The following is a 20,180-nucleotide window of genomic DNA, read 5'->3' as shown; positions in this document are numbered from 1 at the left end:
CTGATGTTACCAATAGTTTAATGATTAAAATATGCTACAATCCGTTATGCTTTCTTGTCAAATTAAAAGAACTCGGTTATTAATTGAAAATCTAATACATGAAAAGCAGAGATAGGGAGAAATTAACTTGATACCCGGCATTGAAAGCCTCATTAAAAAAATATCAGAGGGGAAAGCCAATCCTCTGATATTGATTGGGGGAGACGACAGAGGATTGAAGAAGGAGGCTTTTAAGATTATTTGCGATGCCTTGCTGAAGGATGGCTCCCCTGATACAAACCTTGAATCTTACGGAGAAAATCATCCTGCTGTCCCGGATATAATCTCAAACATCATGACACGCCCTTTTTTCCCGGGGAACAAGATATTAGCCCTCATTGACTGGGACATGAAGAATATTGAGGAGAGGCATCTCAAAATGTTTTCCAGCTCTATTGAAACGGGAATTCCTGAAGGGAATTTTCTTATAGTGATACCGGAAGATGTTCCGGACAAAAGAACAACTTTTTATAAGCAGATTAAGAAGAGCTGGGAACTGCTCGAATTTGCAAAGGAAACCAAGATCAGTGATTCCGAACTTCCCCAGATACTTAACGGATATTTTTCAGAAAAGGGATTTTCAATAAACAGTGATGCCTTAAGGCAGCTTATCATCAAAAGCGATTTTGATTATTACAAGACAAGGATAGAGGCAGATAAGCTGATGCTCACTCTTTCTTCCGGAAAGGGGGTAAGAGTAACCTTAGCTGATGTAGAGCGCATAGTTACTTCCAACAAAAGTACCGTGGTTTTTGAACTTTTAGATTCCATAGGTAGAAAAGAGGCAGGACGCTCTGTCGAGCTTTTCAGGGCGCTCGTAAGAAGCGGCGAAGAAGAAATGCAAATCGTTTATATGATTTCAAGGAGGTTCCATTCATTTCTGCAGTTCTATGATTTCATGGAAAAAATGGAATTCAGAAAACCCAAAGGGAATATAAACTACGATATGTTTATGAAAAGCATTCATCCTCTTATCCGTTCCTTCAATGAAAGTTATCTCTCAGGGAAGGCGAATCTCATCTCAGGGCATCCATTTTATGTTTTTAACCTCATGCTTGCGGCATTGAATTTTTCTCCCCAGTCTGCAGCTAAGGCAATCAGGGTGCTTAGAGAATGCGACGTGGAATTGAAATCTTTCGGTATGTCAAAGGGTATTATAGTGGAGAAACTTATCCTGTCATTGGTCTCATTATGATTAAGGAAATGGATTTTAGCGCCATCATAGGGCAGGACAGAGCCCTTGAACTCTTAAAAAGGGTGATAAAAAAAGACAGGCTTCCTCATGCCTTTCTTTTTGCCGGTCCCGAAGGCGTAGGTAAAAAACTTGCGGCCATTGTTTTTGCAAAGGCGCTAAACTGCATTGATAGAAAAGGGGCAGATCCGTGCTGCTCGTGCAGCAGTTGCGTTAAACTTGGAACTCCACATTTCTTTCACCCTGACATCAAGGTATTCAAGGATATCAATGACCCCATCTATTTAAGACGGGGTTCAGTGATGGAGGTTCTTTTTGGCGGAAGTCTTATCCCTCGCGAAGATTCAGAAGAAGAATATTTAAATGCTCTCAGAATTCTTGAAGAAGAGAATATCCTGTCTTTAAGGCTTTCCGAAGGGAAGGGAGGCGGGGCACTTGACGCTGTTTATCTGAACAGGGATGAAATATTCTCCTCGGACAAGGTAAAGCAGGGCTACTACATTGAGTACGAGGTAATGGCGGCGATCCAGCAGAAATTATTGAGCCGGAATCAGACAGCAAACTCTGTTTTCCGCTATCTTGTTTCAAGCTCTGCTTTATTCTACTCCAACAGCTTAAAGATCGGAGAGAGCGGTATCGGAGAGAGTGTGAGAGGGATAATAAGCGATATTTATATGAAGCCTGTAGAGAGCAGGAAAAAGGTCTTCATCATTGATAACGCACACAGGATGACCGAGGAAGCTGCGGACTGTTTTCTTAAAACACTTGAAGAGCCTCCGCCTGATTCGATCTTAATCCTTGTCACTTCGAAGCCGGCAGCTATCCTTCAGACTATAAGATCGAGATGCGAGACAGTGAGGTTTGCTCCTTTAAAGAGCGGAGAGATTAAAGAGTTTTTATCAGCATCAGCCTCTTTGCAGGAAGAGCACTCATTTTCAGCTGCAATTTTGTCTTCCGGAAGTCCTGCCAATGCGCTGTCATTTGATTACGCGAGTTATTCCGCAGTCAGGGATTTCATCGAAGCTCTGCTAAGCGGGGAAAGCAAGCTCTCGAACTTTATATGTTTCCCGCTTTTTGAACAAGGGATTCTTGATGCATCGCGGGGATATGAGATTCAAAAAATAAGAAACTTTATGGAGATATTTTTAAGGATAATCAGAGACCTTATATTTTATAAGTCAGGTATTGACGGGGAATTCTGTGTCAGCATGGATAAGATAATCCATAGTAAAGCTTTTGGGGAGCTGTCAGTCGGCACTCTTGATAAACTTTTTTTCCACGGATGCGATGCATTAGAGCGGCTTCAATCAAACGAAAATCAGGAACTCCTCCTTGAAAACTTCCTTCTTGATGTGACAGCGGCATTATAAAAAAAGGGAAACATCGATATGTTTACAATGTTTCCCCTCTTTATATTAAATCTAATACTAACAAGATGACTTACATTTGCAGGTAATAGAAGCTGACTTTGCGATCTTTCTGATCTTCACTTAATATCACCTCCTCCCATAAATTCAAATGCACTTTTCGGATGCTGCATTCGAATAAGTTTTTAAAATGGAGCCGAATGGCCTTATTGTTATTCCGCATTATAAAAAAATCAAGGGAAAATTCTTTTCCCACTTATTTTTTTATTCCATACGCAAAGCATTTCACACTGTCTGGTGCATTCATGGAACTCTCAAGCATTGCCCTGAACCTGCATCCTCCGCGGCACTCGGCAATATATTCGCAATTTCCGCATTCAAGCTCGCTGAATCTCTGTTTCTCTATCCTGCCCCAGCAATCAGAAAGGCTGTCAGCATTGATATTGCCGGCAGGCTTGTCTGCGAAGAATCCGCATTTGCATACGCTGCCGTCAGGTGTTATCGCACATAGGTGGGCTCCGCAGGCATATTCCCCTGTAGACTGGTAAAGCCCTCCTCCATATCCGTATCTTAGATATAATGAAGCTTCTTTGGATGGCAAGAAGATATCACCTCCTCCTCCCGCCGCAAAACCCGTTCCTGCAGGCACATCGACAGCCCACTCTTTTACCCCCATATCTTTAAGCATAGCTTCCAAAGGTTCGAAATCATTGGCGTTCATCTTTGTTATCATCGTTGCCGCAGAGACGTCTATTCCCATTTCAATAAGAATTTTCGCAGCCTTAACTGCTTTCTTAAAGTTACCTTTTCCCCTTAGATGGTCATGTGCTTCTTCAAGTCCGTCGAGACTTATCTGCACCTCCTGGAAATTGAGATTCCTGGCTTTCTCTTCATTGATAATAGTCCCGTTAGTAAGAAGTATAGCTCTGAAGGCGCGCCCTTTTATCTCTTCATTGATAATGGCAAAATCGCGGTGAAGCATAGGCTCTCCGCCGGAGACTATCATCCGGAGTCCCTGCAATTCTTCAAACTGTGTGAAGACATCCTTTATATTTTGAATCGTAAGCTCTTTCCCTTTCGGCTCTCCAAGATAACAATGGCGGCAGGCAAGGTTACACCTGTCCGTTATCTGAAGCTCAAGGTATCTCAATGACGGGACAGGGGACTTTCTGACCGGCGGTTTTTTTGGATTATCTATTCTGATTTCAGCTAGCTCTAAAAGCTTTTCCTCTAAGCAGTAATCCATGAACTCATTATCGAAGGAAAGAGAGGAAAGGGGGGTTATCCCATCACATTTAATAAGAAATTCGAGCGCTTCGTCGTTTATCTCGTAAAGCTCGTCATTTAATATGTTGTAGATGTACGGTTCTTCAAGGTGTTTTAGGAAAACGCCGGCTGTAAAAACAGGATATAGATTATCATTTCCCATAAAATAAAATGCCGCAGACTAAAAGCTGCGGCTCTCTGGTTTACACTTGAATTATTTTAATCTTTCATCTTCTTTACAAAGACGTGGAACTGGTCTTCTTTTTTCTCAATCTTTAAAAACTGGTTGCCCGTAGATTTGCACCATGTCGGCATATCCTTAACTATTCCCTCATCATCGGCAATCACTTCTAAGACATCTCCGATCTTCAATTCCTTTATCTTCTGTGTTGTCAAAAGAATCGGCATCGGGCAGTAAAGGCCTACCGCATCTATTACTTCATCAGGCTGCATTATTTTCTCTCCGGCATTTTATTTTTTTTCTTCATGTGTTTTAAGATATTCTTCAAGCGCTGACTTTAACGCATCTGCTGCAAGATTTGAGCAGTGCATTTTTTGAGGCGGAAGCCCATCCAGTGCCTCTGCCACAGCCTGCTTTGATATCTTCATTGCATCTTCGATTGACAGGCCCTTTACCATTTCCGTTACCATTGAGCTTGTAGCTATGGCAGCCCCGCAGCCGAAGGTCTTGAACTTTGCATCAATGACTTTTCCGTCTTTTATTTTGACGTATAATTTCATTATGTCTCCGCAGGAAGGATTGCCTACCTGGCCTACGGCATCGGCATCAACTATCTCTCCTACGTTTCGAGGGTTCATGAAATGATCCATTACCTTGTCACTGTACTTTTCCATCTGGTGCTCCTTTATAATTTACATAATTTACTTTAAATTTTGCCTTCTTTTTTTGCTTCTTCGTATAAGGGCGACATCTGTCTCAGCCTGTCAACTATAGGAGGCAGCACTTCGCAGACCTTAGCCACATCTTCTTCTTTGTTGTAAATGCCGAGGCTGAAAAGCATTGAACCCTGGGCGATCTCCGGAGGTATCCCCATCGCCGTAAGTACGTGTGAAGCTTTAAGTGCGCGTGAAGTACAGGCAGAGCCGCTTGAAGCTGCAACCCCATTCATATTAAGCAAAAGAAGAATTGATTCTCCCTCGATGTATTCCATGGAGAGATTTGCATTTCCAGGAAGTCTTTTTTCAGGATGCCCGTTCAAATAACAGTGAGGTATTTTGGTTGTAAGCCCTTTTATCAGGCTGTCCCTCAAGGCGCATAATTTCTGGTTTCGTTTTTCCATTTCCTTAATGGCTATTTCACAGGCTTTTCCCATGCCGGCAATACCGGGTACATTTTCTGTTCCGGCGCGTCTTCCGTTTTCCTGTATACCGCCGTCAAGGATAGGCATTATCCTTGCACCTTTTCTTATATAAATCGCAGCCACACCCTTGGGGCCATAGAACTGCTGTGCTGACAGGCTTAGAAAATCAACCCCAAGTTCTTTGACATTAACCGGTATTATTCCGGCAGTCTGAATGGCGTCTGTGTGAAGAAAAACGCCTTTCTCTTTTGTTATGGCTGCGATCTCTTTTATTGGCTCGATTGTGCCTATCTCATTTGATGCATGAGTCACTGACACTAAGATCGTATCCTGCCTGATTGCAGATTTTACATCATCAGGGTTTACAAGTCCGTAACGGTCAACAGGCACATAAGTTATCTCAAAACCCTGCTTTTCAAGGGTCTTTAAGGGATGCATCACCGAGTGATGCTCTATCTCGGTGCTTATGAGATGTTTACCTTTTTTCTGAAGGGCGGCGGCAACTCCTTTTATAGCCATGTTGTTGCTTTCAGTCCCGGTGGCAGTAAAGTATATTTCTACGGACTCCGCGCCTATCATCTCGGCCACTTTCGCCCTTGCCCCATCTACTGCATTTTTCGGTGCATCGCCGAATGCGTGAAGGCTTTGCGGATTGCCGAACTCTTCTTTCATATATGGGAGCATTACTTCAATTACCTCGGGCAAAACCGGGGTGGTTGATGCGTAATCCATATAAATTCTTTCAGCCATTTTAATCTCGTTCTCCAGTATATATTTAGATATAAAGCTGGTTTTTAGCCTCTTTCATCATCTTCAATATTGTAGGAAGCCCCATGATCTCATCAACTTTTTTTGAAACTTCCTCTTTGTTGAGTCCCATGAATTCAACATTCGCACTGCATGCTACGAATTTGAGGTTCCCCAGAGGTTTTACGGTGTTTATCATATCTTCCATGCTCATGGGGTTCATTTTCTTCATCCTTCCATAGACCTCGTCTTTTTCAGGCCCCATGTCATTTGAAAGCTCTTTCTCATCCATTGTCCCTTTTACAAACTTTCTTAAGGCATCGAAGAAGAGCACAACATAGACCTCATCGCCTAAAGCTGCCGATGTTACGGCTATCGTTACAGTCTGATAAAGACGGTCGTAACTCCCGCCATGCGAGATAATGAAGAATTTGTCCTTAGCCATCTTTGTCTATTAAACAGCTACGACTTCTTCAATCTCAGGTACTTCTTCCTTTATCATCCTCTCTACACCCATCTTGAGAGTCATCTGCGCGCCCGGGCAGCCGTGGCATGCTCCGGTGAGCTTTACTTTTACCTTGTTGTCCTCAATGCCCACAAGCTCTATATCTCCGCCATCCATCTGAAGACGGGGTCTGATTTTTTCTATTACTGCTTTTACTCTTTCCAACATGATATTCCTCCGGTTTAATAAAATATACGCCCTGTTCAGCGCTAATGTTCTACATTTCTGACATTATATTAAGGTCATATTCCTCTTCAAGGAGGCGTATATGCTCTTTTGAGTGATGTATAAGGTGTTCAAACATCTTTTTAGCCCCTGCATCGTTAACAACGCTCTCCGCTTTGGTATAATAATCCAATGTTTCTTTTTCCCTCTTAATTGCTATCCTTATGGCATCAACTGCTTTTACATGTTCATCTATTATAGACATATTTTTCTTGCTCCTTCTTTAATCTTTATTAATTCCCTAAGTATATTGCAAGTATTATGCCCGGATATAACAGTAATGCTTTTCAATCCAATAGGTTGAACCGCTTTTATTATAATTGTTAAGCCAGAAAGTCAAGCCACACTTTAGGGGATAAAAAATTCCACAGATATTGTCCTTTCTATTGATTTCACTATATAATCCTATCTATGAAAAAAATCGGATATTTTAAGTTCTTTTTTTTGGTCATTATTGCTTTTCTTTACTCTGGTTTTATCTTCCCCGCCTATTCTGCTGAAGTTGTAGAGCTCTCCGGGAAGTGGAAGCTCATTGAAAGTAAAAATGAAAAAATGCCGGAAGATGCCAATATCTGGAAAGAGGTTGATGTGCCCGGTTATATCACCGGCAATGAGTATCAATTCGCATGGTTTAAAAAGGATTTCACCATATCTCACACAAATATTCCGGGGGAAAGGGTTTTTATAAAATGTGAGGGTGTTCGATGGAAGTCAGATGTTTTTATAAACGACAAGCTGGCTGGCTCTCATACTGGCGGGTTCGAAGGATTCGAGTTTGACATAACAGATTCAATTAAATGGGGGGAGCTTAATACTTGCCTTGTAAAGGTTGGCAACTTTAGTTCAATTTGTGATGTAAAGACACGCAGGCTTCTTTATCCTCCTGCCTGGCACAGGGATGCAAAACTTCATGGTATTTGGGGTGATGTAAATATTCTAATACGCCCATCTGTGTTTTCAAAGAATGTCTCGGTTTTTACCAGTGTGAAAAAGAAAACAATCTCTGCAGCGGTCGAGGTTGTAAACAAATCAGGAAAGAATATTGATGTAAATTTGCTTTTCAGGGTGATGGATGGTGCTGATGAAAAAATGAGTTTCAAAAGTCCGCCTGTTACTTTTATGCCCGGGGAACAAAAATTGTTAAGAGGGGCAGGTACATGGGATGCTCTAAGGCTCTGGTGGCCCCATGACCCATACCTATACAAGCTTCAAACTATCATTGAAATTGATGGGAAAGAGTATGATAAAACTGATACGGTTTTCGGTTTCAGGGAATTCAGCATAGATGGGAACCAGTTTTCATTTAACGGCAAAAGGATACATCTGCATGGCGCCTGCTTTCATATTGCCGATGTTTATGATCACCTTGAGCCTCAGTCTTCTCAACGTACGTTCAATCTTTTAAAATATGCGAATGTGAATTGCGTGAGGCTTATGGATCAGCCCTGGCCTCAACACTGGTATGAGACGGCAGATAAAATGGGAATCCTTGTTATCGCCGACACAGCTATAACCCCTGACGCATCTCAAATGATTACTGATGAACGTTATTGGAATAATGCCAGAGAACATGTCCGCTCTCTTGTTAAAGATAAGATCAACCATCCATCCATTATTATATGGGATATTACAAGCGAGATAGACAGCTTGCTTTTAAATAATAAAATGGAAAGAAGCGAGCTTGAGTCAAGGGTTATCGCACTTAAACATGAAGCAAAAATTATTGATCCCTTAAGGCCTGTTATGAATGAAGGTGCGCAGACATTTGGAGACGGAGACATTGAAAACATCCATTATCCGCGGGAATATGTTTATGACCTCAATATGGGGGGAAGCCATTATCAGTATCCCAATATATCTTACTGGTTCGTGCAGAATAAAGGCGGTAGTCTAAGAAAAGACCCGACAAAGCCCTACTTTATAGGAGAGACACTCTGGGAACCATCGCGGACCCCGGATGGTGACAGTATTTTTGTGGGAGACGAGGGGTATAAGGATTTTATTCGGTATAAAACGATTGCCAAGGCAAAAGCATGGCTTATGCAGTTAAAGGCATATCGCTATAACGAGATACCGGCTGTAACACCCTGGAACTTGTTCGAGACAAAACCCTGGGGGAATGGCTGGTCTGAAAAGCATATACCATCTAAGAATGAGCTTGTGGAAGCGTGCAGGACAGCATTCTCGCCGATTGCTGCTTTTGTGAAGGAATATGGCAGCAGGTTTTTTGCGGGGAGTGATTTTTCAAGGGAGGTGACAATATTTAATGATACCCTTGAAGATAAAGAATTTGCGATAAACTCTGAACTGGAGCTTGATGGTAAAAAAATCTGGTCATCGAAAAGAAAATCTTTTATCGAGGCAGGAGGGAAGGATTTTATACTATTGGCAGCAAGGCTTCCTGAGGTTAAAGAGCGGACAAAATTAAAGCTGTTAATAAATGTTTCAGACAAAAAGGGAGAAGTCCTTTTTAGCGATTCCTATGATTATTCTATCCTGCCGGTACTTTCTCTTAAAAATGTCATCAGCGGCAAGGTTGCTGTTTACGATCCTTACAACTCTCTTTCTTTCCTGAGAGGTGCTGATTTTAAGAGCCTTGACCAGCCGGGCGCCAATATCGATGATGATATAAAACTTATCATTGCCGGAGAAAAGGCATTCTCGCCAGGATTAAAAAACCAGCCCCAGATGCCTAATAATATAATTGATTTTGTCCGGCGTGGAGGGAGTGCAATAGTCATGAAACAGGATTCATTGCCGCAGGGGCTGTTTCCGCTTTCTATTACCGGCCATTCACCTACGATCTGTTATATCAGGGCTCCTGGACATCCTGTTTTTAATGAAATGGAAGAAGGAGATTTTTCATTCTGGGGGAAAAATAATATTGTTGCCACTAATTGTTTTTCAAAACCAGAGAAGGCTGGGGCAAGAGCGCTCATTGATTCTGGGGGTGAAGGAGGACTCCTTTATTCACCGCTTGTTGAGGTATTTATAGGAAAAGGGAAAATCCTTTTCTGCCAGATGAACATTGCTCTAAAGATTAATGATGAACCGGCTGCAGGTATGATATTTACGAATATGGTGAAGTATTGTCTGGAAGAAAAAAAGAATGACATTGGAGAAGTCCGGGGCGTTCTGCTTTCCGGCAATGATGATTTCAAGGGAAGGCTTGAATCTGTGGGCTTTCCGATTGATGACTGCCGCAAAAAAGAAATTTCAAAGGAGAAGGGGTTCGCATATAAGAGGATATTCATCTTTAATGATTTTGATGCCGCTGCCGCAAATCGTTTTAGGGAAATAAAACCAATGATTGAAGCTGGCGACGCTCTCTATCTCCATGGGCTTACACCGCAAGGCTTTAAGCTGGCTCAAGATATGTTCCTTGCGGGATTTGAAATGGCAAAGCCTAAACGCAATCCTCCATTTTTAAAAAATAATGTCTTAAAAAATAATGCTCCGCTTACATGGGGGATGAGCAATCAGGAGCTTTACTGGATTGACGACAAGCCGGCCCCTGGGTTGGCTCCTTCTCCTCTTAGAGGGAACATTATCGAAAATCAGATTTACAGTGAAGCGCGAGATTCAGCCATTATGACACCTTCAGGGCTTCTTGAGATCCCTTTAGGAAAAGGGAAGATCGTTATTGACCAGCTTACATGGGATAGGCTTCCGCAAAATTCCCCTGCATGGCGCAATGCAAAGAGATATCTGTCTGTATTGTTTACGAACCTTGCTCCTTCTTTTTAGAAAAAAGTATATAGTTGTGCCCCCACCGTGTTTTTACTTTTAATGTTTCCTCGTAATTATTGTCATTCTTTATCAGATTGAATAGCTCCCGTGTGGAAGGGGAGTCTCCGGCGTCTATCAATGTCACATAATCAGGATTATATTTTTTAAAGCTCCAGAGATAGTCTCTTTCGCGGATATGAGGAATCACTTCCGGCGATACCAGTCCGAGCAAGTCTATTGTTTTTAAGTCAGTGTAATAACCGATCATCCCGACTTCGTATGCAAGTATGGTAGCATCCGGATTGATGTTTCTCTTTATTATCTCCTGAGACATCCTGTATCGCACATCATTAAACGAGATTGTATTTCCTTGCAGGAATCTGTGCCTTCCGGTTTTGTAACCAACATAGCAAATCTGGGAAACTGAAATTATGGCTAAAATTATGGCAATCTTGCCAAACGGTTTATTGCCGCTGTTAGCCAGAAATATTATTCCCTGTGAAGCAGATATGAAGAATAAAAAAAGAAGCGGCATATAATACCATGGAAAATCGGGCAGCCCTGCAAAGGTGTATGCCAGATAATAACTTGCTCCCCAGCATGAGATGAGAAGAAATTTTTCTGATTTCTTTTTGAAAAAATAAAATATCCCGGCTAAAGCAAACAAACTCAATAAAGCCAAGACAATATAACTTCCTACGGTATCCTTAATCTCAGGTATTATATGGATCAAATTAAACCTTCCTGAAATCGCTTTTTCGTGCAACCGCTTTGCGTAGAAACTATTGGGGAGCAGGGAATCAAATGTATAGAGTGAGAAAAATACCCAGGGAGAAAGAATAGCAGAGAAAATCATGAGAGGTTTTAAAGGTATTTCTCTTTTTTTGATAAGATGATAGATAAAAATCATGGCTGGAATAAGTAGCCCGTCAATCCTTGTCATTACCAAAAGCCCGCATGATAATGCACAAAGGCAAAGCAAATTTCGAAAGTAAAAATAAAAACCTGCGAGAATCAGCGTTATGTAAAGCTGGGTTTCAAGCCCTGCGGAATAGCTTATAACAGCTGGATTAATGGCATATAAAAAAGTAGCTATTGCTCCCGTAGATGGTGAGGATAGTTCCATGCAGATTAAAAAGATTAAAATCCCTGAAACACCTCTTGCTGCAATACTTATCAAGACACTGCTTTGAGGAATGTCAAAATTGAAGCGGTTAAATGTGCTTAAAAGGATTGTGTAGAGGAAGCTTGTTGAGCCGTATACCGGGCTCTCTCCTTTGTTCCATACAAAACCATCCCCTCCAGCAATGTGTCCTGCATATCTGTAGGTGATGAATGCATCATCAATCCCTGTCTCGCCCCATTGATAGAAAGCTCCTGTAATGACAGTTAATATGAAAATGCAGGTGCATATTGTTAATAGTGAGCGGTTTTTCATTTCCTGGGATTGAGCACGGCAAAAATCATATGTCCCTTGCCGTTGCAGAACAGAACGTCGAGGTAGTTGAATATTCTCAGAAACCAGCGGACGGGAGGAATATATCTCCAGAATTTATACCAGTGCCTTAAATAGTAGAGCTGGTATCCTATGCGTGAAAAAGTTGCTCCGAATCTTTCAAGATAAGATATCTCGAAGTAGTTTTTTGTGAGAGCTCTGAACTCATTCCTTGTATAGCCACGCCTTACGTGTCCCCAGTCTTTTTCAGCATTTCCCCAATTTGTTTTTTTGGGTATCTCAATCAGCAGAAAGTCATCTTCACTGCACGGTGTTGTTATAAAAACCCTGCCTCTTTTTTTTAGAACCCTTAGAATTTCTTTTAAAAAAAGGGCATCGTCCTTTATATGTTCTATGACATCCAGGGCAACTACATGATCAAAGCTGTTATCCTTAAATGGCAGTTTCTCACCGAAGCATCTGATAAAAGGGCTGACAGGAGAAAAATCTTTGTCACAGTTGATAATTTTGCCTTTAAAGCCTTTAATTGAAGAAAAATAATTAAAATCTCCGCAACCTATGTTGAGAGCCATTCCGTCAGACGGGAGCTTTCTCCTGAGAGCCATTAATTTCCGCTCTTTAGCAAGCATTGAAAAATATTAGCACAAATCTTTTTGACAGGACATTATTTTTTTGATATTAAACAACGCTTCTAAAAAGTTGAGGGCCGTTAGCTCAGGTGGTAGAGCATCTGCCTTTTAAGCAGATGGTCGCTGGTTCGAGTCCAGCACGGCTCAAAGAGTTTTTTATGTTTTTCCCAAAGTGCAGTAGAGGTCCCCATCGTCTAGAGGCCTAGGACACTGGCCTTTCACGCCGGCAACCGGGGTTCGAATCCCCGTGGGGACGTTGTTTCTTTTCAGTGAGTGAGGCTTTTATCTTAGGCAGCCTCACTTCTCTGTGATTACCATATAGACCCATTTGAACATGATCAGCGAGTGCATCTCCCAAAATCCACTATAGTTTGTTTCCGCTATTGCTATCTATATTTTTGAGTTATGTTCCCGTTTTTTTTTGCTTTTTTGAAAATATTTTAATAAAGAAAATCGTGTAATGAAAAAAATAATCAGATTTAATCTTATAGTTTTGTTAATTGTCATTGCTTTCAGCATTGTCTGTAACAGGAACACTGAAAATGTGCAGAGCGTAATTTTTATTACAATTGACACTCTGCGTGCTGATCACCTCCCATTCTATGGGTATCCTCGGAAAACAGCGCCTTTTCTTTCTGAACTCAAAGAAAAGGGAATTTTGTTTAAGAAGTGTTATGCCCCGACTTCCCAGACATCTCCATCGCATGCGTCGATGTTTACATCTCTTTTTCCTTTGCAACACGGGATTAGCAGTAACGGTGAGCTTCTTAAAAGAGATATGGTTACAATTAGTGATATTTTTAAACAAAATAAATTTTTAACCAGTGCTTTCATAAGTGTTAGATTTCTTGATGCCTTAAAACAGGGTTTCCAGTATTTTGATTTCTATGAAGAAAAAAGAGGAAGTGTAAGAAAGGGGAAAGAAACGACAGATTCTGCCATACAATGGTTGCAAAAGCGGGAACAGGACGACAAATTTTTTATGTGGGTGCATCTCTTTGATGTACATCAATACTTCTTTGACTCTGAATATTCTTTATATTCAGATTACAGAGAAATCGTGGAAAAGGAGTCTTCTATCTCAAATGATGAACTGAAAAAATTCCTTTCAGTAAAATATGGGACTGTCTTCCATCCAAAAACTTTTGAACATAATATTGAATACGATGCAAGGATAAGATTTGTTGATCAACAGATTAAAAGATTATTTGATACGGTTAACGCACAGAAATTCAAAGGGAATATCCTCTGGGTGATTACAGCGGATCACGGTGAAGGTCTTGGAAGTCATAATTACCGTCATCATGACAAATATCTTTATAATGAACAGGTTCAAGTGCCGCTTCTATTTTATTTTTCAAATGAAAATTTTAAAGGACAGGTAATAAACAAAATGGTCCGTCATATTGACCTTCTGCCTACAATAATGGATTTTGCAGGTATTCCTTTAGATAAAGTTTTACCAAAGATAGAAGGGCATTCTTTGGTTGCCGAGTTTGGAAAAGGGAACAAGGCTTATCCAGTTAAATATTCATTTGCCCAGAGGGCACGTCCAAATCAATCTCAATTAAATGAAGGTTGGATACCTGGCGGAGTTTATTCACTTCAAAATGACAAATACAAATATATTTTTTACTCAAAAGGCAAAAATGAGTTTTACAATCTTCTTGAGGATCCTCTTGAACTTAATAATCTGATTGATAAACCTTCAAAACCCCTGGATGAAATAAAAGCTCTGCTTGATTTTGAAATAAGTAAGCTTAATAAACGTTATGGTTCTGATTCTGATCATCGCATACAGGAAGAACATATAAACGCACTGAAAACTTTAGGGTATCTATAGCTTTTCTTAGTTATGAAGCTCTCTCTTTTTTCAAGTTATTTCATTTAGCCAATTGTGCTAATATAATCAATACAATGGCAAAAAAAGAAACAACATTCTTAACCGGAAAGTGGCATCTTGTAGTATTGATTCTGTTTTTTTTGATAGTCCGCTTATGGTTTTTGCAGACGAGAATTATCCCGAGGCATACAGATGAGCTTTATATTGGAACCGTTGCGAATGAGATAGCTACTACAGGGCTTAAAATCCCTCTTTCTTATTGCCTGATAATGCCTCATGCCGGGGGAACTGTTGTTACCGAATATTTAACAGCCTTTTTTTTCTATTGTTTTAACAATTCTTATCTGACTTTAAAATTAGTCGCATTCTCTTTCTCATTTGTAAGTTTCATTTTTTTTATGTTTCTTCTGGAAAAGTATTTTGATCCAATGACCACTATTGTAGGTGGTCTTTTCTTTATTTTTCCACCGGCTTTATTTTCTCGTGCATCTCTTATGCTTCTTGGGAATCATTGCGAGTCTTTGTTTTTTTCAGCAGTTACTATATATATATATTATTCGATTTTTTATACCAACGAAGAAATATACAGTGATAAGAAGTTAGTTCTATATGCGCTGTTAGGCGCTATATGCGGATTTTCACTTTATTTTGATTATATATTTATTTCGGTTCTGTTGACATTCTTTATTGTCTGGTTTGCCGTTGATAGAAGATTCTTTAGTACAAAATATTTTTGCTATTTTTTTATTTCTTTTGTTATAGGTTTCACCCCTGCCATATATTACAATTTAGTAAACAACTTTAGCGGGACTTCCTTCTTGAGAGGAGGGTATTCCGGAGAGCAGGGAGCACTACATGGTCTGAGCGAAAAAATCGGAAAATATTTATTCAATAATATTCCTGCGCTTTTTGATTACAGATATAATGTAGATGCGTTCGGGATATTTTTGATTAGGAAGATATGTCTGGTGTTGCTTGTAGTTTCATTTTTATTTGTCTGCAGCAGGATTTTATTTGAAGGTCATTTTAAAAGAGAAAGTTCTAACGTAAATAAGAGGAGTCTTTTTTTAAATAAAAGAACATTTTTCATTATTTATATAATAGTCTTCTCATGTATTTATTTTTTTAGCCCGGCATTTACCAATGCAATAAGTTATGCAAGTGAAAAAAATTATTTATCCTATTACCTGTCGTTAAGATATTTCCTCCCCTTATATCCTGCTATTTTTTTTATTCTCACTTTTTTTATAAAAGATATGCTGGTTGCAAATGAGAAATATAAGAAAATTACAGGAGGATTGTTGACAGTATTTTTTTGTGCCTCGGGTTTTACAGCTATGTATCTCACTCCTGAAATTAAATCATCAAAAGATAATTTAATTTATAGGAATGGCTATTCATATTCAATGTTTGCTGGAGAGATGTTTACGAGAGCCAGGATCGGAAGGGATAGATTTGACTTAAAAAAGCTTTTTGATATTGGCGACAATATTAACAAAGAGTTTTACAATGAATTTTTTTATGGTGCAGGATTTTCAACTAGGCATTATTTTATTGATAAAAAGCTGGATGTAATAAATGAGATTAACAATCTTGTCTCTTCTAGAGATTTTATAGAAAAATCATATTTTTATGAGGGACTAGGCTATGGGATTGGTTTGTTTAATGGGTTTGAGCCAGTAGATGACATAATTGAAACTATTTCGGATGGCAATAAAAGATTTTTTTCTATAGGCTTTGTCGACGGTCTTTCTGACAAAGGTGCTGTAAAGGATATAGTGTCTGAGGATATGATTGGAAAATTAAATGTAGAATTACATCAAGTATTCCTCCCAGTAATTGGCTTTAATATAATGTCAAATCAGGGTAGCCTTGAAAAGGTTGTAAACAAAATCGAAGCAATGAATACTGGTAATAAAAATATAATACTCAGAGGAGTTGGGTTGGGTTTATTTTATGAGAACAGAGATAACCCATCTATTATTAAAAATGTATTAGATAAAGTTCCCCCAGGATATAGCGCTGCTATTTTAGAAGGGTCTGGAATTGCGATTGCTTCATCTTTCGACGGAACAAAATATAATAATATCATATCATCATTTTCTGATGATGAAAAAAAGCATATATATAGCGGGATTGCCAGGATAGTTGTTGAGAAATGTTATTATAATTGTAACAAGATCTCAGATTTTATAAATAAAATAGATCCTGAATATCATGCTTCGTTCTATCAGGGATTTGGCTCACAAGCAGCATTTCGGTTTTCTGGTAATGAAATGGTACTGAATGCTTTTATGGATAAGATAGATCTGAAAAACAAAATGTCTTTTAAATCTGGTTTTATGGAAGAAAAAAATGAGTTAACTCATACATTGTAAGAGTCCAAAAATATTTGAACACTCTCTTCATATAAAAAGAATCCCCCAGCAGGAGCCGGGGGATTCTTCATTTAAAAACTTACGTTTCAGGTAAATCTATTTTACTTTAATCTTGTTCGATGCCTTGATATTGTTATTCTCGTTTAGCTCATCGATGGCATTGTCGCTGTCGCATAGGACTTTAATGTAATAGGTGCCTGCGGTGGCATTTACCTTCCAGTTGTATTTAACAATCCGGCTTTGTTTCTTGCTTAAGCCTTTTACAGATTTAGTTGCCAGCAATGTATCGCCATCTATTGTGCTGCTGTTATTATTAGCTGACAGATAAAACTGAACAGAAGATGCTGCTGCATTTTTCTTGCCGGCATTCTTAATCACAGTCTTTATTGTAACTGTTTTCCCATTTTTTGCCGTGTCTGGGGAGCTGACTGAAATGGCTTTAAGGTCGGGAAGGTGTATAACGCCGTTTCTCGTAACCGTGAAAGCCTTGTCTGCTATATTTATAGTACCTGCAACAGTACTTGTTGAGGTAGTAGACGCAACCGTATAAGTGATAACACCACTGCCGGTTCCGCTTTTAGATGATGTTATATTTATCCATTTAAGACTTTCCCATGCAGTCCATTCACATCCTTCAGGGGCAGTTATACTTATAGTTCCTGTGCCGCCAGAAGAAGTAAATAGCTGACTTGGCGATGACAAGGCATACGAACAAGTGTCGGAAACATGGATGTTAACGCTATCAGTGCCTGATAAGCCTTCATTATCCGTTACTGTCAGCTCAAATGTTAATGTCTCTTCAGAGCTGACTGAAGGAGCTGTAAACGAAGACTGAGAAGAGGTTGCGTCTGAGAGGGTTACTGTGGTTCCACCTGTTTGTGTCCATAAATAAGAAGCAATAGAGCCGCCGGCATCAGAAGAGTTAGTACCATCTAAGGTTACCGTAATTCCTGGAATTACAGTCTGGTCAGGTCCTGCATCTGCTGTTGGGGCATTGTTCCCTTCCCAGTTTAAATCTATATTTCCTGCCTTGCCTTTAAAGCCGTCAACAGCTATCCTGTAAACAACACTGGCATCGACTTCAAAAGTTACACAGCTTCCTTCTTCACCATTGCAATCATCACTTGACGCAACCTCAGTCAAACCATCAACGCTTGATCCTTTATAAACTGCTAATAATGTGTCAAAATCACTGCCGCTGGTGTTGAATGTTATCTCACCGGAATAAGAAGAGGTCCAATACCACCAAACTGAATTACCAACTGAGCTGCCCGCATGATTTGGCTCGCCGGATTCAGCAGTAGAGCAGCGATTATTTCCTGTGGTAGAACCTGAAATACCATCTAACAAAATAGCATCAGCAAAATTATCATTTGGAGGCGGAGGAGAAGAACTGACGAAATTCCAGTTCAAAACACCATTCCCCTGTTCCCCCTGATACCCGTCAGCAGCTATTCTGTAAACAATGCCTTCTTCGGCTGCAAAAGTGACACAGCTTTCCGGTTCACTTTCACAATCGTCATTGGAAACAACCTCGGTCAAATCATCAACGCTTGATCCGGTATAAACAGCTAATACAGTATTAAAATCACTGCCTGTTGTATTTAATGTCATATCACCGGAACAAGAAGCTTCCCAATACCACCAAAGTGAACTGCTATTATTTTCTGCGTCGTATGCTGCCCCCGCATGATTCGGTTCACCGTCTTCATTGGTGGCGCCTACATTGTTCCATGTAACAGAACCTGTTGATCCATTAATTGAATCAGCATCATCAAAATCATCATTAAAGTCTATACTCCAGTTTAAAACGATATTTCCTCTATCTCCGTCAACAGCGATTCTATAAGTAACACCTGGCTCAGCCGTAAAGTCTACGCAGCTTCCAGAAACCTCCTCATCACACTGCTCATCACTGGACGCAACCTCAGTCAAATCATCAACACTTGATCCTGTATAAACAGCCAGCACTGTATTTATATCACTGCCGGTGGTACTAAATGTCATTTCACCGGAATAAGAAGAAGTCCAATACCACCAAACGGAATGACCAGCAGAGCTGCCCGCATGATTTGGCTCACCGGATTCAGTAGTAGAGCATTCATTGCTCCCTGTAGTGGAATCTGAAATACCCTCTATCAAAATAGCATCCTCAAAATTATCATTGGGAGGAGAAGAAGAACTGGCGAAATTCCAGTTCAAAACACCATTTCCTTCTAAACCCTGATATCCGTCAATAGCGATTTTGTAAATTACACCATCTTCAACTGCAAAAGTGACACAGCTTTCTGGCTCACTCTCACAATCATCATTGGAAACAACCTCGGTCAAACCATCAACGTTTGATCCGGTATAAACAGCTAATACAGTATTAAAGTCACTGCCGCTGGTATCAAGTGTCATGTCACCGGAACAAGGAGCTTCCCAATACCACCAGACTGAACTGCTATTATTCTCTGCGTCGTATGCCGCACCGGCATGATTCGGTTCGCCGGCTTCATTGGTCGCACCTTCATTGTTCCATGTTGCAGAACCTGTTGATGCTTTAATCTGGTCTGCATCTTCAAAATTATCATTAGAGGGGTGAACATTTTCCCAATTTAAAACAATGTCTCCTGCACTGCCTTTGAACCCGTCAACAGCAATTCTGTAAACAGCATCTTTCTCGGCTGCAAAAGTAACGCAGCTTCCAGAAGCATTATCACAATCATCATTGAAACCAACTTCAGTCAAAGCATCGACACTTGATCCGGTATAAACTGTTAATAATGTATCAAAGCTGCTCCCATCAGTACTAAATGTCATATTAGTAGAAGAAGGAGCAGTCCAATACCACCAAACGGAATTTCCATTTGATTTATCCAAATGAATCGGCTCACCGGATTCAGCAGTAGAACACTGGTTATTCCCTGTGGTAGAACCTGAAATACCAGTTAACAGAATAGCATCATCAAAATTATCATTAGCCGGTGGTGACGAACTAATAAAATTCCAGTTCAAGACACCGTTTCCTTGTGCAGCCTGGTATCCGTCAACAGCTATTCTGTAAACAACACCTTCCTCGGCTGTAAAAGTAACACAGCTTACCTGCTCACTCTCACAATCATCATTGGAAACAACCTCAGTCAAATATTCGATATCTGACCCGGTATAAACAGCTAATACTGTATTAAAATCACTGCCGCTGGTATCAAGTGTCATCTCACCGGAACAGGAGGCTTCCCAATACCACCAGACTGAACTGCTATCATCTTCCGAGTCGTATGCCACACCGGCATGATTAGGTTCATCGTCTTCACTGGTAGCACCTACATTGTCCCATGTAACAGAACCTGTTGATCCATCAATTGAAAAAGCACTACTGAAATTGTCATTGCTTGCAGAATATGAAATTGAAACTAAACAAAATGAAAAAATAAGATAGAGAATAAAATGTAATCTTCTAAATTGTAAAATCATAATTCTCCCCTAAAAGAGTTGAT

At 40.1% G+C, this 20,180-nt stretch carries 15 protein-coding genes and 2 tRNA genes; 7 read left to right on the top strand and 10 right to left on the bottom strand.

What is annotated here, in order from left to right; all coding sequences use genetic code 11:
• Positions 1–127 precede the first annotated feature (127 nt).
• Together holA and HZA77_10145 are read left to right on the top strand one after the other, a co-directional pair.
• Positions 128–1,234 carry a DNA polymerase III subunit delta gene (gene holA / locus HZA77_10150; protein ID MBI5375787.1) on the top strand — a complete coding sequence of 369 codons (1,107 nt, stop codon included), beginning with the start codon at positions 128–130 and terminating at the stop codon, positions 1,232–1,234.
• Positions 1,153–2,601, top strand: a complete 1,449-nt coding sequence (locus HZA77_10145) for a hypothetical protein (protein ID MBI5375786.1) — start codon at positions 1,153–1,155, stop codon at positions 2,599–2,601. The genes holA and HZA77_10145 overlap by 82 nt, the downstream gene beginning before the upstream one ends.
• 253 nt (positions 2,602–2,854) lie before the next feature.
• Here HZA77_10145 and HZA77_10140 read toward each other — a convergent pair whose 3' ends face one another.
• From HZA77_10140 to HZA77_10110, 7 genes are read right to left on the bottom strand one after another with little or no spacing between them, the layout of a single operon-like run.
• Positions 2,855–4,027 (bottom strand): radical SAM protein, encoded by a 1,173-nt coding sequence (locus HZA77_10140; protein ID MBI5375785.1) that lies wholly within the window; start codon positions 4,025–4,027, stop codon positions 2,855–2,857.
• Between the two features lie 56 nt (positions 4,028–4,083).
• Positions 4,084–4,317 (bottom strand): sulfurtransferase TusA family protein, encoded by a 234-nt coding sequence (locus tag HZA77_10135; protein ID MBI5375784.1) that lies wholly within the window; start codon positions 4,315–4,317, stop codon positions 4,084–4,086.
• Positions 4,318–4,335: 18 nt separating this feature from the next.
• Positions 4,336–4,719 (bottom strand): Fe-S cluster assembly scaffold protein NifU, encoded by a 384-nt coding sequence (gene nifU / locus HZA77_10130; GenBank protein ID MBI5375783.1) that lies wholly within the window; start codon positions 4,717–4,719, stop codon positions 4,336–4,338.
• A gap of 32 nt (positions 4,720–4,751) precedes the next feature.
• On the bottom strand, positions 4,752–5,936 hold the full coding sequence (nifS, locus tag HZA77_10125) for a cysteine desulfurase NifS (GenBank protein ID MBI5375782.1): 1,185 nt from the start codon (positions 5,934–5,936) through the stop codon (positions 4,752–4,754).
• A 25-nt stretch (positions 5,937–5,961) separates the two neighbouring features.
• Positions 5,962–6,378, bottom strand: coding sequence for a DsrE/DsrF/DrsH-like family protein (locus HZA77_10120; GenBank protein MBI5375781.1), 417 nt, complete (start codon positions 6,376–6,378; stop codon positions 5,962–5,964).
• A 9-nt stretch (positions 6,379–6,387) separates the two neighbouring features.
• Positions 6,388–6,606, bottom strand: a complete 219-nt coding sequence (locus HZA77_10115) for a NifU family protein (GenBank protein MBI5375780.1) — start codon at positions 6,604–6,606, stop codon at positions 6,388–6,390.
• A 49-nt stretch (positions 6,607–6,655) separates the two neighbouring features.
• Complete coding sequence (locus tag HZA77_10110; protein MBI5375779.1) at positions 6,656–6,868, bottom strand: hypothetical protein; 213 nt, start codon at positions 6,866–6,868, stop codon at positions 6,656–6,658.
• Between the two features lie 206 nt (positions 6,869–7,074).
• Here HZA77_10110 and HZA77_10105 point away from each other — a divergent pair, with 206 nt between their 5' ends.
• Complete coding sequence (locus HZA77_10105) at positions 7,075–10,410, top strand: hypothetical protein (GenBank protein MBI5375778.1); 3,336 nt, start codon at positions 7,075–7,077, stop codon at positions 10,408–10,410.
• On the opposite strand, the gene HZA77_10100 is transcribed toward HZA77_10105, so the two are convergent.
• Entirely contained in the window at positions 10,385–11,830 is a 1,446-nt protein-coding gene (locus HZA77_10100) for a hypothetical protein (protein MBI5375777.1), read from the bottom strand. The two genes, HZA77_10105 and HZA77_10100, sit on opposite strands and share 26 nt — an antisense overlap.
• Positions 11,827–12,477, bottom strand: a complete 651-nt coding sequence (locus HZA77_10095; protein MBI5375776.1) for a class I SAM-dependent methyltransferase — start codon at positions 12,475–12,477, stop codon at positions 11,827–11,829. The genes HZA77_10100 and HZA77_10095 overlap by 4 nt, the downstream gene beginning before the upstream one ends.
• A gap of 74 nt (positions 12,478–12,551) precedes the next feature.
• Here HZA77_10095 and HZA77_10090 point away from each other — a divergent pair.
• The 4 genes from HZA77_10090 (at position 12,552) to HZA77_10075 (ending at position 16,698) form a co-directional block, all read left to right on the top strand.
• A tRNA-Lys gene (locus HZA77_10090) sits at positions 12,552–12,624 on the top strand.
• A gap of 36 nt (positions 12,625–12,660) precedes the next feature.
• Positions 12,661–12,733 (top strand) — tRNA-Glu (locus HZA77_10085).
• Positions 12,734–12,937: 204 nt separating this feature from the next.
• Entirely contained in the window at positions 12,938–14,320 is a 1,383-nt protein-coding gene (locus tag HZA77_10080) for a sulfatase (protein MBI5375775.1), read from the top strand.
• 74 nt (positions 14,321–14,394) lie between these two features.
• Positions 14,395–16,698: a glycosyltransferase family 39 protein gene (locus HZA77_10075; protein MBI5375774.1), complete on the top strand. Its 2,304-nt coding sequence runs from the start codon at positions 14,395–14,397 to the stop codon at positions 16,696–16,698.
• Between the two features lie 96 nt (positions 16,699–16,794).
• Here HZA77_10075 and HZA77_10070 read toward each other — a convergent pair whose 3' ends face one another.
• Positions 16,795–20,157: a hypothetical protein gene (locus HZA77_10070; protein ID MBI5375773.1), complete on the bottom strand. Its 3,363-nt coding sequence runs from the start codon at positions 20,155–20,157 to the stop codon at positions 16,795–16,797.
• Positions 20,158–20,180: the final 23 nt, after the last annotated feature.

The organism is Candidatus Schekmanbacteria bacterium (assembly GCA_016219965.1).
Classification (GTDB): Bacteria; Schekmanbacteria; GWA2-38-11; order GWA2-38-11; family J061; genus JACRJM01.
This window is presented reverse-complemented; position numbering and strand designations above follow the sequence as displayed.

Coding starts and splice junctions, on each gene's coding strand:
- HZA77_10145 (MBI5375786.1), top strand. CDS start 1,153: ATGCGACGTGGAATTGAAATCTTTCGGTATGTCAAAGGGTATTATAGT.
- HZA77_10140 (MBI5375785.1), bottom strand. CDS start 4,027: ATGGGAAATGATAATCTATATCCTGTTTTTACAGCCGGCGTTTTCCTA.
- HZA77_10135 (MBI5375784.1), bottom strand. CDS start 4,317: ATGCAGCCTGATGAAGTAATAGATGCGGTAGGCCTTTACTGCCCGATG.
- nifU (MBI5375783.1), bottom strand. CDS start 4,719: ATGGAAAAGTACAGTGACAAGGTAATGGATCATTTCATGAACCCTCGA.
- nifS (MBI5375782.1), bottom strand. CDS start 5,936: ATGGCTGAAAGAATTTATATGGATTACGCATCAACCACCCCGGTTTTG.
- HZA77_10120 (MBI5375781.1), bottom strand. CDS start 6,378: ATGGCTAAGGACAAATTCTTCATTATCTCGCATGGCGGGAGTTACGAC.
- HZA77_10115 (MBI5375780.1), bottom strand. CDS start 6,606: ATGTTGGAAAGAGTAAAAGCAGTAATAGAAAAAATCAGACCCCGTCTT.
- HZA77_10110 (MBI5375779.1), bottom strand. CDS start 6,868: ATGTCTATAATAGATGAACATGTAAAAGCAGTTGATGCCATAAGGATA.
- HZA77_10105 (MBI5375778.1), top strand. CDS start 7,075: ATGAAAAAAATCGGATATTTTAAGTTCTTTTTTTTGGTCATTATTGCT.
- HZA77_10100 (MBI5375777.1), bottom strand. CDS start 11,830: ATGAAAAACCGCTCACTATTAACAATATGCACCTGCATTTTCATATTA.
- HZA77_10095 (MBI5375776.1), bottom strand. CDS start 12,477: ATGCTTGCTAAAGAGCGGAAATTAATGGCTCTCAGGAGAAAGCTCCCG.
- HZA77_10080 (MBI5375775.1), top strand. CDS start 12,938: ATGAAAAAAATAATCAGATTTAATCTTATAGTTTTGTTAATTGTCATT.
- HZA77_10075 (MBI5375774.1), top strand. CDS start 14,395: ATGGCAAAAAAAGAAACAACATTCTTAACCGGAAAGTGGCATCTTGTA.
- HZA77_10070 (MBI5375773.1), bottom strand. CDS start 20,157: ATGATTTTACAATTTAGAAGATTACATTTTATTCTCTATCTTATTTTT.